The 18522-nt window shown below is 44.6% G+C and carries 10 protein-coding genes, 2 tRNA genes and 3 rRNA genes; 14 read left to right on the forward strand and 1 reads right to left on the reverse strand.

The window, feature by feature from the left end; all coding sequences use genetic code 11:
- The 12 genes from dnaA (at position 1) to rrf (ending at position 14324) form a co-directional block, all read left to right on the forward strand.
- Entirely contained in the window at positions 1-1341 is a 1341-nt protein-coding gene (gene dnaA / locus M1M80_RS00005) for a chromosomal replication initiator protein DnaA (RefSeq protein ID WP_003236652.1), read from the forward strand.
- 188 nt (positions 1342-1529) lie between these two features.
- The gene (gene dnaN / locus M1M80_RS00010; RefSeq protein ID WP_003236654.1) at positions 1530-2666 is read left to right on the forward strand and encodes a DNA polymerase III subunit beta; all 1137 of its coding nucleotides are present in this window, start codon (positions 1530-1532) and stop codon (positions 2664-2666) included.
- A gap of 131 nt (positions 2667-2797) precedes the next feature.
- The gene (gene rlbA, locus M1M80_RS00015) at positions 2798-3013 is read left to right on the forward strand and encodes a ribosome maturation protein RlbA (RefSeq protein ID WP_003236655.1); all 216 of its coding nucleotides are present in this window, start codon (positions 2798-2800) and stop codon (positions 3011-3013) included.
- 15 nt (positions 3014-3028) lie between these two features.
- A complete protein-coding gene (gene recF / locus M1M80_RS00020; protein ID WP_019257226.1) occupies positions 3029-4141 on the forward strand; it encodes a DNA replication/repair protein RecF in 1113 nt (370 codons plus the stop codon).
- Between the two features lie 17 nt (positions 4142-4158).
- Positions 4159-4404 carry an extracellular matrix regulator RemB gene (gene remB, locus M1M80_RS00025; protein WP_003219266.1) on the forward strand — a complete coding sequence of 82 codons (246 nt, stop codon included), beginning with the start codon at positions 4159-4161 and terminating at the stop codon, positions 4402-4404.
- A 53-nt stretch (positions 4405-4457) separates the two neighbouring features.
- Positions 4458-6374, forward strand: a complete 1917-nt coding sequence (gene gyrB / locus M1M80_RS00030; protein WP_003236659.1) for a DNA topoisomerase (ATP-hydrolyzing) subunit B — start codon at positions 4458-4460, stop codon at positions 6372-6374.
- Positions 6375-6583: 209 nt separating this feature from the next.
- Entirely contained in the window at positions 6584-9049 is a 2466-nt protein-coding gene (gene gyrA, locus M1M80_RS00035) for a DNA topoisomerase (ATP-hydrolyzing) subunit A (protein ID WP_019257227.1), read from the forward strand.
- Between the two features lie 281 nt (positions 9050-9330).
- A 16S ribosomal RNA gene (locus tag M1M80_RS00040) occupies positions 9331-10880 on the forward strand.
- 101 nt (positions 10881-10981) lie between these two features.
- Positions 10982-11058, forward strand: a tRNA-Ile gene (locus M1M80_RS00045).
- An 11-nt stretch (positions 11059-11069) separates the two neighbouring features.
- A tRNA-Ala gene (locus tag M1M80_RS00050) sits at positions 11070-11145 on the forward strand.
- An 81-nt stretch (positions 11146-11226) separates the two neighbouring features.
- A 23S ribosomal RNA gene (locus M1M80_RS00055) occupies positions 11227-14154 on the forward strand.
- A 54-nt stretch (positions 14155-14208) separates the two neighbouring features.
- Positions 14209-14324, forward strand: a 5S ribosomal RNA gene (gene rrf, locus M1M80_RS00060).
- The 16S, 23S and 5S rRNA genes sit together here with 2 tRNA genes alongside, the layout of an rRNA operon.
- Positions 14325-14364: 40 nt before the next feature.
- Here rrf and M1M80_RS00065 read toward each other — a convergent pair.
- Entirely contained in the window at positions 14365-15312 is a 948-nt protein-coding gene (locus M1M80_RS00065; RefSeq protein WP_060397747.1) for a YaaC family protein, read from the reverse strand.
- Between the two features lie 120 nt (positions 15313-15432).
- Between M1M80_RS00065 and guaB the strand changes: the two genes are divergently transcribed.
- Positions 15433-16899 (forward strand): IMP dehydrogenase, encoded by a 1467-nt coding sequence (gene guaB, locus M1M80_RS00070; RefSeq protein WP_060397748.1) that lies wholly within the window; start codon positions 15433-15435, stop codon positions 16897-16899.
- 152 nt (positions 16900-17051) lie between these two features.
- Positions 17052-18383, forward strand: coding sequence for a D-alanyl-D-alanine carboxypeptidase (gene dacA, locus M1M80_RS00075; protein WP_003242367.1), 1332 nt, complete (start codon positions 17052-17054; stop codon positions 18381-18383).
- Positions 18384-18522: the final 139 nt, after the last annotated feature.

Raw genomic sequence — 18522 nt, forward strand, 5'->3', positions numbered from 1 at the left:
ATGGAAAATATATTAGACCTGTGGAATCAAGCCCTTGCTCAAATCGAAAAAAAGTTGAGCAAACCGAGTTTCGAGACTTGGATGAAATCAACTAAAGCCCACTCACTGCAGGGAGATACATTGACGATCACTGCTCCTAATGAATTTGCCAGAGACTGGCTGGAGTCCAGATACTTGCATCTTATTGCAGATACTATATATGAGTTAACCGGGGAAGAATTGAGCATTAAGTTTGTCATTCCTCAAAATCAAGATGTTGAAGACTTCATGCCGAAACCGCAAGTCAAAAAAGCGGTTAAAGAAGAAACATCTGATTTTCCCCAAAATATGCTCAATCCAAAATATACTTTTGATACTTTTGTCATCGGATCTGGAAACCGATTTGCACACGCAGCTTCTCTTGCGGTAGCGGAAGCACCCGCGAAAGCATACAACCCTTTATTCATCTATGGGGGCGTCGGCTTAGGGAAAACACACTTAATGCATGCAATCGGCCATTATGTAATAGATCATAATCCTTCTGCCAAAGTGGTTTATCTGTCTTCTGAGAAATTTACAAACGAATTCATCAACTCTATCCGAGATAATAAAGCCGTCGATTTCCGCAATCGCTATCGAAATGTTGATGTGCTTTTGATAGATGATATTCAATTTTTAGCGGGGAAAGAACAGACCCAGGAAGAATTTTTCCATACATTTAACACATTGCACGAAGAAAGCAAACAAATCGTCATTTCAAGTGACAGACCGCCAAAAGAAATTCCGACACTTGAAGACAGATTGCGTTCACGTTTTGAATGGGGCCTGATTACAGATATCACGCCGCCTGATTTGGAGACGAGAATTGCAATTTTAAGAAAAAAAGCCAAAGCGGAAGGGCTCGATATTCCGAACGAGGTTATGCTTTACATCGCAAATCAAATCGACAGCAATATTCGGGAACTTGAAGGAGCATTAATCAGAGTTGTTGCTTACTCATCTTTAATTAATAAAGATATTAATGCTGATCTGGCCGCTGAGGCGTTGAAAGATATTATTCCTTCTTCAAAACCGAAAGTCATTACGATAAAAGAAATTCAGAGGGTAGTAGGCCAGCAATTTAATATTAAACTCGAGGATTTCAAAGCAAAAAAACGGACGAAATCAGTAGCTTTCCCGCGTCAAATCGCCATGTACTTATCAAGGGAAATGACTGATTCCTCTCTTCCTAAAATCGGTGAAGAGTTTGGAGGCCGTGACCATACGACCGTTATTCATGCGCACGAAAAAATTTCAAAACTGCTGGCAGACGATGAACAGCTTCAGCAGCATGTAAAAGAAATTAAAGAACAGCTTAAATAGCAGGTCCGGGGATTATTCGGGGAAAGTGTGAATAACTTTTCAGAAGTCATGCACAGTCTGTCCACATGTGGATAGGCTGTGTTTCCTGTCTTTTTCACAACTTATCCACAAATCCACAAGCCCTACTATTACTTCTACTATTTTTTTAAAATATATATATTAATACATTATCCGTTAGGAGGATAAAAATGAAATTCACGATTCAAAAAGATCGTCTTGTTGAAAGTGTCCAAGATGTATTAAAAGCAGTTTCATCCAGAACTACGATTCCCATTTTGACTGGTATTAAAATCGTTGCATCAGATGATGGCGTATCCTTTACAGGAAGCGATTCAGATATTTCTATTGAATCCTTCATTCCTAAAGAAGAAGGAGATAAGGAAATCGTCACAATAGAACAGCCCGGAAGCATCGTTTTACAAGCCCGCTTCTTTAGTGAAATTGTAAAAAAACTGCCGATGGCAACTGTAGAAATCGAAGTGCAAAATCAGTATTTGACGATTATCCGTTCTGGCAAAGCTGAATTTAATCTAAACGGGCTTGATGCTGATGAGTATCCGCACTTGCCGCAGATCGAAGAGCATCATGCGATTCAAATTCCAACTGATTTGTTAAAAAATCTAATCAGACAAACAGTCTTCGCGGTGTCCACCTCAGAAACACGCCCCATCTTGACAGGTGTAAACTGGAAAGTGGAGCAAAGTGAATTATTATGCACTGCGACGGATAGTCACCGTCTCGCATTAAGAAAAGCAAAACTTGATATTCCAGAAGACAGATCTTATAACGTCGTGATTCCGGGAAAAAGCTTAACTGAACTCAGCAAGATTTTGGATGATAACCAAGAACTTGTAGATATCGTCATTACAGAAACCCAAGTTCTGTTTAAAGCGAAAAACGTCTTGTTCTTCTCGCGGCTTCTGGACGGAAATTATCCAGATACAACCAGCCTGATTCCGCAAGACAGCAAAACCGAAATCATCGTGAACACAAAAGAATTCCTTCAGGCGATTGATCGTGCATCTCTTTTAGCCAGAGAGGGACGCAACAACGTGGTGAAGCTTTCTGCAAAACCTGCTGAATCCATTGAGATTTCGTCTAACTCACCAGAAATCGGTAAAGTTGTGGAAGCGATTCTTGCAGATCAAATTGAGGGTGAGGAATTAAATATCTCATTTAGTCCAAAATATATGCTGGATGCACTAAAGGTGCTTGAAGGAGCAGAAATACGCGTAAGCTTTACAGGGGCAATGAGACCTTTCTTAATTCGCACGCCGAATGATGAAACGATTGTACAGCTTATCCTTCCTGTCAGAACCTATTAATCCGATACACTGCTGCCGACCCGCTCGGCAGCTTTTCTATTCGGTATCTGCTCCGACAAGTTTTCCCTTTCCCTAATTCGTTTTTTTTTAGTACAATTAGATATTAGTGATATTTGAAAGAGGTCGATATAATGGCAAATCCGATTTCAATTGATACAGAGATGATTACACTCGGACAATTCTTGAAATTAGCCGATGTGATTCAGTCAGGCGGTATGGCAAAGTGGTTTTTAAGCGAGCATGAAGTGCTTGTGAACAGCGAGCCGGACAACCGCCGCGGCAGAAAGCTGTATGTTGGAGATGTGGTAGAGATTGAAGGATTTGGTTCATTTCAAGTCGTCAATTAAAGCGGGTGATACTGATTGTATATCCAGAACTTAGAGCTGACATCTTACCGCAACTACGACCATGCCGAACTGCAATTTGAAAATAAAGTAAATGTGATCATCGGAGAAAACGCCCAGGGGAAAACAAACCTCATGGAGGCGATCTATGTCTTGTCCATGGCGAAATCGCACCGGACATCAAATGACAAAGAACTTATACGGTGGGACAAAGACTATGCTAAAATAGAGGGAAGAGTGATGAAGCAAAACGGGGCGATCCCGATGCAGCTCGTCATCTCCAAAAAGGGTAAAAAGGGCAAGGTCAATCATATTGAACAGCAAAAGCTCAGCCAGTATGTCGGGGCCCTCAACACCATCATGTTTGCGCCGGAAGATTTAAATCTTGTAAAGGGAAGCCCTCAAGTGAGAAGGCGGTTTCTTGACATGGAAATCGGACAGGTTTCTCCTGTTTACCTGTATGACCTTTCTCTTTACCAGAAAATCCTTTCTCAGCGAAATCATTTTTTGAAGCAGCTGCAAACAAGAAAACAAACTGACAGAACGATGCTCGATGTTTTGACCGATCAGCTTGTGGAAGTTGCGGCAAAAGTCGTCGTAAAACGCCTGCAGTTTACAGCACAGCTCGAAAAATGGGCGCAGCCAATTCATGCGGGCATCTCAAGAGGGTTAGAAGAGCTGACCCTAAAGTACCATACGGCTCTTGAGGTATCAGATCCTGAAGACTTGTCGAAAATAGGAGATAGCTATCAAGAAGCGTTTTCTAAATTAAGAGAAAAAGAAATCGAGCGCGGTGTTACGCTGTCAGGGCCTCATCGTGACGATGTTCTTTTCTATGTGAACGGACGCGATGTGCAGACGTATGGTTCTCAAGGACAGCAGCGAACGACGGCATTGTCCCTTAAGCTGGCGGAAATTGACCTGATCCATGAAGAAATCGGAGAATATCCCATTTTACTATTGGATGATGTACTGAGTGAGCTGGATGATTATCGCCAGTCACACTTGCTTCATACGATCCAAGGCCGTGTACAAACGTTTGTCACAACGACAAGCGTTGATGGCATTGATCACGAAACCTTACGTCAAGCAGGAATGTTCCGTGTGCAAAACGGTGCGTTAGTGAAGTGAAGAAATGAGGTGGGCAATTGTATATTCATTTAGGTGATGACTTTGTGGTTTCAACACGAGATATTGTCGGCATTTTTGACTTTAAAGCCAACATGTCGCCTATTGTTGAAGAATTTCTGAAAAAACAGAAACACAAGGTGGTGCCTTCCGTAAACGGCACGCCCAAATCTATCGTAGTCACGGTTCAGAATATATATTACTCTCCCTTATCTTCCAGCACATTAAAAAAACGTGCGCAATTTATGTTTGAAATAGATTCTTAGAAATTTTTTATCAGAATATATCGTTAAGAAAAGTGTAGGTGAATGACGTGGCTATGGAACAGCAGCAAAACAGTTATGATGAAAATCAGATACAGGTTCTAGAGGGATTGGAAGCTGTTCGTAAAAGACCGGGGATGTATATCGGTTCAACAAACAGCAAAGGCCTTCACCACCTGGTATGGGAAATTGTCGACAATAGTATTGACGAAGCCCTCGCCGGTTATTGTACGGATATCAACATTCAAATTGAAAAAGACAACAGCATCACGGTGACAGATAATGGCCGCGGTATTCCAGTCGGTATTCAAGAAAAAATGGGCCGTCCTGCGGTAGAAGTCATTATGACAGTGCTTCACGCCGGAGGAAAATTTGACGGAAGCGGTTATAAAGTGTCCGGAGGATTACACGGTGTAGGTGCGTCAGTTGTAAACGCGCTTTCAACGGAGCTTGATGTGACGGTACACCGTGACGGTAAAATCCACCGCCAAACCTATAAACGCGGAGTTCCGGTTGCAGACCTTGAAATCATTGGCGAAACGGATCATACAGGAACGACGACACATTTTATCCCGGATCCTGAGATTTTCACAGAAACAACTGTGTATGATTATGATCTGCTTGCTAACCGCGTGCGCGAATTAGCCTTTTTGACAAAAGGCGTCAACATCACGATTGAAGATAAACGTGAAGGACAAGAGCGCAAAAATGAGTACCATTACGAAGGCGGAATTAAAAGTTATGTAGAGTATTTAAACCGTTCTAAAGAAGTAGTCCATGAAGAACCGATTTACATTGAAGGCGAAAAGGACGGCATTACGGTTGAAGTGGCTTTGCAATACAATGACAGCTACACAAGCAACATTTACTCGTTTACAAACAACATTAACACGTATGAAGGCGGTACCCACGAAGCTGGTTTCAAAACGGGTCTGACTCGTGTTATCAACGATTACGCCAGAAAAAAAGGGCTTATTAAGGAAAATGATCCAAACTTAAGCGGAGATGACGTAAGAGAAGGGTTGACCGCGATTATTTCAATCAAACACCCTGATCCGCAGTTTGAGGGCCAAACGAAAACAAAACTAGGCAACTCAGAAGCACGGACAATCACCGATACGTTATTTTCTGCGGCAATGGAAACATTTATGCTGGAAAATCCAGATGCGGCCAAAAAAATTGTCGATAAAGGTTTAATGGCAGCGAGAGCACGAATGGCTGCAAAAAAAGCGCGTGAATTAACACGCCGCAAGAGTGCTTTGGAAATTTCAAACCTTCCAGGTAAGTTAGCGGACTGCTCTTCAAAAGACCCGAGCATCTCCGAGTTATATATCGTAGAGGGTGACTCTGCCGGAGGATCTGCTAAACAAGGCCGCGACAGACATTTCCAAGCCATATTGCCGCTTAGAGGTAAAATCCTGAACGTTGAAAAAGCCAGATTGGATAAAATCCTATCTAACAACGAAGTGCGCTCTATGATCACAGCGCTCGGCACGGGTATCGGGGAAGATTTCAACCTGGAGAAAGCCCGTTACCACAAAGTTGTCATTATGACAGATGCCGACGTTGACGGCGCGCACATCAGAACACTGCTGTTAACGTTCTTTTACAGATATATGCGCCAAATTATTGAAAATGGCTATGTGTACATTGCGCAGCCGCCGCTCTACAAGGTTCAACAGGGAAAACGTGTTGAATATGCATACAATGACAAGGAGCTTGAAGAACTGTTAAAAACTCTTCCTCAAACGCCTAAGCCTGGATTGCAGCGCTATAAAGGTCTTGGTGAAATGAATGCCACCCAGCTATGGGAGACAACCATGGATCCAAGCTCTAGAACGCTCCTTCAGGTAACTCTTGAAGATGCAATGGATGCGGATGAGACATTTGAAATGCTGATGGGCGACAAAGTAGAACCGCGCCGAAACTTCATAGAAGCGAATGCGAGATACGTTAAAAATCTTGACATCTAATATAAAAAGCCTTATTTCCAATAAGAAATAAGGCTTTTTTCTGAACGAGACCAGACTCAGTAAAGCTTGTAATACCTATATATTCTAGCAATTTAATGTGTATAATCATAAGTTTATTGATATAATGGAGAATAGTGAAATCGTATTGAAGATCATAATGGACAATCTACTCCCACATATTTCATGTGATACTTCAGGGAGGTTTTTTAATGAGTGAACAAAACACACCACAAGTTCGTGAAATAAATATCAGTCAGGAAATGCGTACGTCCTTCTTGGATTACGCAATGAGCGTTATTGTGTCCCGTGCTCTTCCAGATGTTCGTGACGGTTTAAAACCGGTTCACAGACGGATTTTATATGCAATGAATGATTTGGGCATGACGAGTGACAAGCCTTATAAAAAATCTGCGCGTATCGTCGGAGAAGTTATCGGGAAATACCACCCGCACGGTGATTCAGCGGTATATGAATCCATGGTCAGAATGGCGCAGGATTTCAACTATCGTTATATGCTCGTTGACGGTCACGGAAACTTCGGTTCTGTTGACGGAGACTCAGCGGCTGCCATGCGTTATACAGAAGCAAGAATGTCTAAAATCTCGATGGAAATTCTTCGAGATATCACAAAAGACACAATCGATTATCAGGACAACTATGACGGGTCAGAAAGAGAACCGGTTGTTATGCCTTCAAGGTTCCCGAATCTGCTCGTGAACGGTGCTGCCGGGATTGCGGTAGGTATGGCAACAAACATTCCTCCGCACCAGCTTGGGGAAATCATTGACGGCGTACTTGCGGTCAGTGAGAACCCGGACATTACAATCCAGGAGCTGATGGAAGTCATTCCGGGTCCTGATTTCCCGACTGCGGGTCAAATCTTGGGGCGCAGCGGTATCCGGAAAGCATACGAATCTGGCCGAGGCTCTATCACGATCCGGGCAAAAGCTGAGATTGAACAAACATCTTCAGGTAAAGAAAGAATTATCGTTACAGAGTTACCTTACCAAGTAAATAAGGCGAAATTAATCGAGAAAATTGCTGATCTCGTTAGGGACAAGAAGATAGAGGGCATCACAGATCTGCGTGATGAGTCAGATCGTACAGGTATGAGAATTGTCATTGAAATCAGACGCGATGCCAATGGTAATGTTATTCTAAACAATCTGTACAAACAAACTGCTCTACAAACATCTTTTGGTATCAACCTGCTTGCACTTGTTGACGGTCAGCCAAAAGTTTTAAATCTAAAGCAATGTCTGGAGCATTACCTTGACCATCAAAAAGTCGTGATCAGACGCCGTACTGCTTATGAATTGCGTAAAGCGGAAGCGAGAGCTCACATCTTGGAAGGTTTGAGAGTAGCTCTGGATCATCTCGATGCAGTTATTTCCCTTATCCGTAATTCCCAAACGGCTGAGATCGCGAGAACAGGTTTAATTGAACAATTCTCACTGACAGAGAAGCAAGCACAAGCGATCCTCGACATGAGGCTGCAGCGTTTAACAGGACTAGAACGTGAAAAGATCGAAGAAGAATACCAATCTCTAGTTAAACTAATTGCAGAGCTAAAAGACATCTTGGCAAACGAATATAAAGTACTTGAGATCATCCGTGAAGAACTCACGGAAATCAAAGAGCGATTTAACGATGAAAGACGTACCGAGATCGTCACTTCTGGATTAGAGACAATTGAAGATGAAGATCTCATTGAGAGAGAAAATATCGTAGTGACTCTGACACACAACGGATATATCAAACGTCTCCCTGCATCAACTTACCGCAGTCAAAAACGGGGCGGAAAAGGCGTACAGGGAATGGGAACAAACGAAGATGATTTCGTTGAACATTTGATCTCTACTTCAACTCATGACACGATTCTCTTCTTCTCGAACAAGGGGAAAGTGTATCGTGCAAAAGGGTATGAAATCCCTGAGTATGGCAGAACAGCAAAAGGAATCCCGATTATTAACCTGCTGGAGGTAGAAAAGGGTGAATGGATTAACGCGATTATTCCAGTCACTGAATTCAATGCGGATCTTTACCTTTTCTTCACAACAAAGCACGGGGTTTCGAAACGAACTTCGCTGTCTCAGTTCGCTAATATTCGCAACAATGGCCTGATCGCTCTGAGTCTTCGTGAGGATGATGAATTGATGGGTGTACGTCTGACTGACGGTACAAAACAAATTATCATCGGAACGAAAAATGGATTGCTGATCCGTTTCCCTGAAACAGATGTCCGGGAAATGGGAAGAACTGCGGCAGGCGTAAAAGGCATCACCCTGACCGATGACGATGTTGTTGTCGGCATGGAGATATTAGAGGAAGAATCACATGTCCTTATCGTAACTGAAAAAGGTTACGGAAAACGAACTCCGGCTGAAGAGTACAGAACCCAAAGCCGGGGCGGAAAAGGACTCAAAACAGCGAAAATCACTGAGAACAACGGCCAATTAGTAGCAGTGAAAGCTACTAAAGGTGAAGAGGATCTAATGATTATTACAGCCAGCGGTGTACTCATTAGAATGGACATCGATGACATCTCAACTACCGGACGTGTCACTCAAGGTGTACGCCTCATCAGAATGGCAGAAGAAGAGCATGTTGCTACAGTAGCACTAGTAGAAAAAAACGAAGAAGATGAGCAAGAAGAAACACAAGAAGAAGTGTGAGGAAAAGCGCAGCTGAAACAGCTGCGCTTTTTTATGTCCATACCCCTTTACAGTCATAAAAATTATGGTATAATCATTTCTGTTGTCTTTTAAAAGACACAAACATGACTAGTAAAACTTTTTAAAAAAGTGTTGACCTAGTTAACTAAAAATGTTACTATTAAGTAGTCGCTTCGAGAGAAGTACAAAAAGTTCTTTGAAAACTAAACAAGACAAAACGTACCTGTTAATTCATTTTTTAAATAAATCGCACAGCGATGTGCGTAGTCAGTCAAACTACTTTATCGGAGAGTTTGATCCTGGCTCAGGACGAACGCTGGCGGCGTGCCTAATACATGCAAGTCGAGCGGACAGATGGGAGCTTGCTCCCTGATGTTAGCGGCGGACGGGTGAGTAACACGTGGGTAACCTGCCTGTAAGACTGGGATAACTCCGGGAAACCGGGGCTAATACCGGATGCTTGTTTGAACCGCATGGTTCAAACATAAAAGGTGGCTTCGGCTACCACTTACAGATGGACCCGCGGCGCATTAGCTAGTTGGTGAGGTAACGGCTCACCAAGGCAACGATGCGTAGCCGACCTGAGAGGGTGATCGGCCACACTGGGACTGAGACACGGCCCAGACTCCTACGGGAGGCAGCAGTAGGGAATCTTCCGCAATGGACGAAAGTCTGACGGAGCAACGCCGCGTGAGTGATGAAGGTTTTCGGATCGTAAAGCTCTGTTGTTAGGGAAGAACAAGTACCGTTCGAATAGGGCGGTACCTTGACGGTACCTAACCAGAAAGCCACGGCTAACTACGTGCCAGCAGCCGCGGTAATACGTAGGTGGCAAGCGTTGTCCGGAATTATTGGGCGTAAAGGGCTCGCAGGCGGTTTCTTAAGTCTGATGTGAAAGCCCCCGGCTCAACCGGGGAGGGTCATTGGAAACTGGGGAACTTGAGTGCAGAAGAGGAGAGTGGAATTCCACGTGTAGCGGTGAAATGCGTAGAGATGTGGAGGAACACCAGTGGCGAAGGCGACTCTCTGGTCTGTAACTGACGCTGAGGAGCGAAAGCGTGGGGAGCGAACAGGATTAGATACCCTGGTAGTCCACGCCGTAAACGATGAGTGCTAAGTGTTAGGGGGTTTCCGCCCCTTAGTGCTGCAGCTAACGCATTAAGCACTCCGCCTGGGGAGTACGGTCGCAAGACTGAAACTCAAAGGAATTGACGGGGGCCCGCACAAGCGGTGGAGCATGTGGTTTAATTCGAAGCAACGCGAAGAACCTTACCAGGTCTTGACATCCTCTGACAATCCTAGAGATAGGACGTCCCCTTCGGGGGCAGAGTGACAGGTGGTGCATGGTTGTCGTCAGCTCGTGTCGTGAGATGTTGGGTTAAGTCCCGCAACGAGCGCAACCCTTGATCTTAGTTGCCAGCATTCAGTTGGGCACTCTAAGGTGACTGCCGGTGACAAACCGGAGGAAGGTGGGGATGACGTCAAATCATCATGCCCCTTATGACCTGGGCTACACACGTGCTACAATGGACAGAACAAAGGGCAGCGAAACCGCGAGGTTAAGCCAATCCCACAAATCTGTTCTCAGTTCGGATCGCAGTCTGCAACTCGACTGCGTGAAGCTGGAATCGCTAGTAATCGCGGATCAGCATGCCGCGGTGAATACGTTCCCGGGCCTTGTACACACCGCCCGTCACACCACGAGAGTTTGTAACACCCGAAGTCGGTGAGGTAACCTTTTAGGAGCCAGCCGCCGAAGGTGGGACAGATGATTGGGGTGAAGTCGTAACAAGGTAGCCGTATCGGAAGGTGCGGCTGGATCACCTCCTTTCTAAGGATATTTACGGAATATAAGACCTTGGGTCTTATAAACAGAACGTTCCCTGTCTTGTTTAGTTTTGAAGGAACTTTGTTCCTTGAATAAGTTAAGATGGGCCTGTAGCTCAGCTGGTTAGAGCGCACGCCTGATAAGCGTGAGGTCGGTGGTTCGAGTCCACTCAGGCCCACCATCTTAAATAATGGGGCCTTAGCTCAGCTGGGAGAGCGCCTGCTTTGCACGCAGGAGGTCAGCGGTTCGATCCCGCTAGGCTCCACCAACGTGTTCTTTGAAAACTAGATAACAGTAGACATCACATTCAATTAGTAAGACAAGATATCACATAGTGATTCTTTTTAACGGTTAAGTTAGAAAGGGCGCACGGTGGATGCCTTGGCACTAGGAGCCGATGAAGGACGGGACGAACACCGATATGCTTCGGGGAGCTGTAAGCAAGCTTTGATCCGGAGATTTCCGAATGGGGAAACCCACCACTCGTAATGGAGTGGTATCCATATCTGAATTCATAGGATATGAGAAGGCAGACCCGGGGAACTGAAACATCTAAGTACCCGGAGGAAGAGAAAGCAAATGCGATTCCCTGAGTAGCGGCGAGCGAAACGGGATTAGCCCAAACCAAGAGGCTTGCCTCTTGGGGTTGTAGGACACTCTGTACGGAGTTACAAAAGAACGAGGTAGATGAAGAGGTCTGGAAAGGCCCGCCATAGGAGGTAACAGCCCTGTAGTCAAAACTTCGTTCTCTCCTGAGTGGATCCTGAGTACGGCGGAACACGTGAAATTCCGTCGGAATCCGGGAGGACCATCTCCCAAGGCTAAATACTCCCTAGTGACCGATAGTGAACCAGTACCGTGAGGGAAAGGTGAAAAGCACCCCGGAAGGGGAGTGAAAGAGATCCTGAAACCGTGTGCCTACAAGTAGTCAGAGCCCGTTAACGGGTGATGGCGTGCCTTTTGTAGAATGAACCGGCGAGTTACGATCCCGTGCAAGGTTAAGCAGAAGATGCGGAGCCGCAGCGAAAGCGAGTCTGAATAGGGCGCATGAGTACGTGGTCGTAGACCCGAAACCAGGTGATCTACCCATGTCCAGGGTGAAGTTCAGGTAACACTGAATGGAGGCCCGAACCCACGCACGTTGAAAAGTGCGGGGATGAGGTGTGGGTAGGGGTGAAATGCCAATCGAACCTGGAGATAGCTGGTTCTCTCCGAAATAGCTTTAGGGCTAGCCTCAAGGTAAGAGTCTTGGAGGTAGAGCACTGATTGGACTAGGGGCCCCTACCGGGTTACCGAATTCAGTCAAACTCCGAATGCCAATGACTTATCCTTGGGAGTCAGACTGCGAGTGATAAGATCCGTAGTCGAAAGGGAAACAGCCCAGACCGCCAGCTAAGGTCCCAAAGTATACGTTAAGTGGAAAAGGATGTGGAGTTGCTTAGACAACCAGGATGTTGGCTTAGAAGCAGCCACCATTTAAAGAGTGCGTAATAGCTCACTGGTCGAGTGACTCTGCGCCGAAAATGTACCGGGGCTAAACGTATCACCGAAGCTGCGGACTGTTCTTCGAACAGTGGTAGGAGAGCGTTCTAAGGGCTGTGAAGCCAGACCGGAAGGACTGGTGGAGCGCTTAGAAGTGAGAATGCCGGTATGAGTAGCGAAAGAGGGGTGAGAATCCCCTCCACCGAATGCCTAAGGTTTCCTGAGGAAGGCTCGTCCGCTCAGGGTTAGTCGGGACCTAAGCCGAGGCCGAAAGGCGTAGGCGATGGACAACAGGTTGATATTCCTGTACCACCTCCTCACCATTTGAGCAATGGGGGGACGCAGGAGGATAGGGTAAGCGCGGTATTGGATATCCGCGTCCAAGCAGTTAGGCTGGGAAATAGGCAAATCCGTTTCCCATAAGGCTGAGCTGTGATGGCGAGCGAAATATAGTAGCGAAGTTCCTGATTCCACACTGCCAAGAAAAGCCTCTAGCGAGGTGAGAGGTGCCCGTACCGCAAACCGACACAGGTAGGCGAGGAGAGAATCCTAAGGTGATCGAGAGAACTCTCGTTAAGGAACTCGGCAAAATGACCCCGTAACTTCGGGAGAAGGGGTGCTCTGTTAGGGTGCAAGCCCGAGAGAGCCGCAGTGAATAGGCCCAGGCGACTGTTTAGCAAAAACACAGGTCTCTGCGAAGCCGTAAGGCGAAGTATAGGGGCTGACGCCTGCCCGGTGCTGGAAGGTTAAGAGGAGCGCTTAGCGTAAGCGAAGGTGCGAATTGAAGCCCCAGTAAACGGCGGCCGTAACTATAACGGTCCTAAGGTAGCGAAATTCCTTGTCGGGTAAGTTCCGACCCGCACGAAAGGCGCAACGATCTGGGCACTGTCTCAACGAGAGACTCGGTGAAATTATAGTACCTGTGAAGATGCAGGTTACCCGCGACAGGACGGAAAGACCCCGTGGAGCTTTACTGCAGCCTGATATTGAATGTTGGTACAGCTTGTACAGGATAGGTAGGAGCCTTGGAAACCGGAGCGCCAGCTTCGGTGGAGGCATCGGTGGGATACTACCCTGGCTGTATTGACCTTCTAACCCGCCGCCCTTATCGGGCGGGGAGACAGTGTCAGGTGGGCAGTTTGACTGGGGCGGTCGCCTCCTAAAAGGTAACGGAGGCGCCCAAAGGTTCCCTCAGAATGGTTGGAAATCATTCGCAGAGTGTAAAGGCACAAGGGAGCTTGACTGCGAGACCTACAAGTCGAGCAGGGACGAAAGTCGGGCTTAGTGATCCGGTGGTTCCGCATGGAAGGGCCATCGCTCAACGGATAAAAGCTACCCCGGGGATAACAGGCTTATCTCCCCCAAGAGTCCACATCGACGGGGAGGTTTGGCACCTCGATGTCGGCTCATCGCATCCTGGGGCTGTAGTCGGTCCCAAGGGTTGGGCTGTTCGCCCATTAAAGCGGTACGCGAGCTGGGTTCAGAACGTCGTGAGACAGTTCGGTCCCTATCCGTCGCGGGCGCAGGAAATTTGAGAGGAGCTGTCCTTAGTACGAGAGGACCGGGATGGACGCACCGCTGGTGTACCAGTTGTTCTGCCAAGGGCATCGCTGGGTAGCTATGTGCGGACGGGATAAGTGCTGAAAGCATCTAAGCATGAAGCCCCCCTCAAGATGAGATTTCCCATTCCGCAAGGAAGTAAGATCCCTGAAAGATGATCAGGTTGATAGGTCTGAGGTGGAAGTGTGGCGACACATGGAGCTGACAGATACTAATCGATCGAGGACTTAACCACATTTTGAATGATGTCACACCTGTTATCTAGTTTTGAGAGAACACTCTCAATTTGTTTGGTGGCGATAGCGAAGAGGTCACACCCGTTCCCATACCGAACACGGAAGTTAAGCTCTTCAGCGCCGATGGTAGTCGGGGGTTTCCCCCTGTGAGAGTAGGACGCCGCCAAGCAAGGTAAAACCCAGCTCATTGAGCTGGGTTTTTTTGTTTGTCAAAATTGAAGAAGAAATTGTAAAGCGTATGTCGGAAATTTCTTTTCTGTCACTAATAAAAACTGCTGTATTAGCACGTAATCATCGCTTATATGCTGCGTTAACAACTCATACCACCATTCCGTTTCATACCTCGCAATCATCCCTATGTTGTACAAAATTAGATAATGAACTGCCATTTCAGGAAGTCTAAGAAATTGCTCTCTTTGAGAAGGGATATAATATTGGTTCTTACCCATGTCATACAACAAACTGATTGATGTCCATGGCTTCATGTCTTGCGATGAAATTTCAAACAGCAGCTCGTGTTCATTTTTCTTTTCAAAAGACCATTGAAAATGGTGGGACATATATTCGGCAAATCTTGCATCAGACATTTTATAATTGATGACCACATCCTCTGGTACAGAAATCCTGTCCTTTTCCTTCTCAACTTTTGTCATAAAACGTTCTTTCTGCTGAAAATAGAAAGTATCACTTAGTTCTGGAATCGCCATTAATAATTTTTTCATGGTGTACCGTTCATCTACTATATCCGATTGTCCGAATAAGTGTTTCATGAAATGTATGCATAGGCCGTTCCGTTGTATTTTTACTTCATCATCGCTAAAACAATAATTCTGTTTCTTTCGCTTTCTTGTTGTTACGCCATGTGCCAGTACTGATGTATGGCTTGGATAATGAGGATCCCGTGTAATTAGACATGCTTTGATAAGCTGTGCCATTCCGTAAAATAAAAGAATCGGTTTGATTTCTAAAGGGGAATATGAGGCTTGTTTATAAAACGATTCGGCATGCTTTAAGAAATAAATAAACCGTTCACTGTTTTTAAAAGAGTTCTTTTTCGCATCGTCAATACCGTTTAAGATATACACTTTCTCTAGAAATTTCTGGGTTGATTCAACGGAATAAAATAGCGCTAAGTCTTTCCACTCATGATATGTCATATGTATTTCTTAATCCTTTCCGTTATCTAAATATTTCAACTCTTTTCCGCTTCCTTGACATGCTCTTGGCTAGTTGATAATCTACATATAATATTTTGCCGAAAAGAGGGGGATTTACTAATGTGGGAAAGTAAATTTTCAAAAGAAGGCTTAACGTTTGACGATGTGCTGCTTGTACCAGCTAAGTCAGAGGTACTTCCGCGTGATGTGGATTTATCTGTAGAACTTACAAAAACGTTAAAGCTGAATATTCCTGTCATCAGCGCAGGTATGGACACTGTAACAGAATCAGCAATGGCAATTGCAATGGCTAGACAGGGCGGCTTGGGCATCATTCATAAAAATATGTCCATTGAACAGCAGGCTGAACAAGTTGATAAAGTAAAGCGTTCTGAGCGCGGCGTTATCACAAATCCCTTCTTTTTAACTCCTGATCACCAAGTATTTGATGCGGAGCACTTGATGGGTAAATACAGAATTTCCGGTGTTCCGATTGTAGATAACGAAGAAGACCAAAAGCTTGTAGGAATTATTACAAACCGTGATCTTCGTTTTATTTCTGACTACTCAATGAAAATCAGCGATGTCATGACGAAAGAAGAGCTTGTTACTGCACCTGTAGGAACGACTCTGGATGAAGCTGAAAAGATTTTGCAGAAACATAAAATTGAAAAGCTTCCTCTCGTTGATGACCAGAATAAATTAAAAGGTCTTATCACAATTAAAGACATTGAAAAAGTCATTGAGTTCCCGAACTCATCTAAAGACATCCACGGCCGCCTGATCGTTGGTGCGGCAGTTGGCGTAACTGGCGATACAATGACTCGCGTCAAAAAGCTTGTTGAAGCCAATGTTGATGTTATTGTTATCGATACAGCTCACGGACATTCTCAAGGCGTATTAAACACAGTAACAAAGATCCGTGAAACATATCCTCAATTAAACATTATTGCTGGAAACGTGGCAACAGCTGAAGCGACAAGAGCGCTTATCGAAGCTGGGGCAGACGTTGTCAAAGTTGGAATCGGACCTGGTTCAATTTGTACAACACGTGTGGTAGCAGGTGTCGGTGTTCCGCAGATCACAGCTATTTATGATTGTGCGACTGAAGCAAGGAAACACGGCAAAACAATCATCGCAGACGGCGGAATTAAATTCTCTGGCGATATCACTAAAGCATTGGCAGCCGGCGGACATGCTGTTATGCTTGGAAGCTTGCTTGCAGGTACGTCAGAAAGCCCTGGTGAAACTGAAATCTACCAAGGCAGAAGATTTAAAGTATACCGCGGCATGGGATCGGTTGCTGCAATGGAAAAAGGAAGTAAAGATCGTTACTTCCAAGAAGAAAACAAAAAATTCGTTCCTGAAGGAATTGAAGGACGCACACCTTATAAAGGACCAGTTGAAGAAACAGTTTATCAGCTAGTCGGCGGACTTCGTTCTGGTATGGGATATTGCGGATCCAAAGATCTCCGAGCTTTAAGAGAAGAAGCTCAGTTCATCCGCATGACTGGCGCAGGGCTTCGTGAAAGCCATCCGCATGACGTACAGATTACAAAAGAATCTCCGAACTATACAATTTCATAATAAATTGTTACAAATTAAAAACATTTGACAGGGTCTCTGACTCTGTCTATTTTTTTTATACTGATTATGATAAAATTTATACTGTTGTGCATTGAAAATGTCCTTAACGGCTTAATTATAGATGAAGAAAATGAAATACGGAGGTCGTACGATTGAACATCAAGAAATGTAAACAGTTATTGATGTCATTGGTTGTGTTAACACTAGCTGTCACTTGTCTGGCTCCAATGTCAAAAGCAAAAGCAGCCAGTGATCCAATTGATGTCAATGCATCAGCTGCTATTATGATCGAAGCTTCTTCAGGTAAAATTTTGTACAGTAAAAATGCAGATCAGAGACTGCCGATTGCCAGCATGACAAAAATGATGACAGAGTATCTGTTATTAGAAGCAATTGATGAAGGTAAAGTGAAATGGGACCAAACCTATACGCCTGATGACTATGTGTATGAGATTTCCCAAGATAACAGTTTATCAAACGTTCCTCTTCGGAAAGACGGGAAATACACAGTAAAAGAACTATATCAAGCTACAGCAATTTATTCTGCAAATGCCGCGGCTATCGCGATTGCGGAAGTCGTTGCGGGCAGTGAAACTAAGTTTGTTGAAAAAATGAATGCAAAAGCGAAAGAACTAGGTTTAACAGATTACAAATTTGTTAACGCAACAGGTCTTGAAAACAAAGATCTTCACGGGCAGCAGCCTGAGGGGACAAGTGCAGATGAAGAAAGTGAAGTTTCTGCTAAGGACATGGCGATTCTTGCGGATCACTTGATTACTGACTACCCTGAGATTCTGGAGACTTCCAGTATCGCTAAAACAAAGTTCAGAAAAGGCACTGATGATGAAATGGACATGCCGAACTGGAACTTCATGCTGAAAGGGCTCGTCAGTGAGTATAAAAAAGCGACTGTAGACGGACTGAAAACAGGCTCTACTGACTCTGCGGGTTCATGCTTCACAGGAACAGCTGAACTCAACGGAATGCGTGTTATTACTGTTGTATTAAACGCAAAAGGCAACCTACATACAGGCCGTTTCGATGAAACGAAAAAAATGTTCGATTATGCTTTCGACAATTTCTCCATGAAAGAAATTTATGCTGAAGGCGATCAAGTAAAAGGCCATAAAACGATTTCAGTTGATAAGGGTAAAGAGAAAGAAGTAGGCATTGTAACAAACAAGGCGTTCTCTCTTCCTGTCAAAAATGGCGAAGAAAAGAATTACAAAGCGAAAGTCACACTAAATAAAGACACCTTAACTGCTCCTGTAAAAAAAGGAACGAAGGTTGGGAAACTGACTGCAGAATATACAGGTGATGAAAAGGATTACGGATTCCTTAACAGCAATCTAGCTGGCGTTGACCTTGTTACAAAAGAAAATGTAGAAAAAGCAAACTGGTTTGTTCTGACAATGCGCAGTATCGGCGGATTTTTCGCCGGCATTTGGGGAAGTATTGTTGATACGGTAACCGGCTGGTTTTAATCAATTGAAAGAGCTCTGATGTATGTTAGGGCTCTTTCGCTTAATATACTGAAAAAACCCAATTTTTAATAAAAAAATGTTTTTCAAAGCGCTAAAAACCGAATAAAATGATATATATCCATATGAATTATTGGATTTC

It is taken from the genome of Bacillus inaquosorum, assembly GCF_023238325.1.
GTDB lineage: Bacteria > Bacillota > Bacilli > Bacillales > Bacillaceae > Bacillus > Bacillus inaquosorum.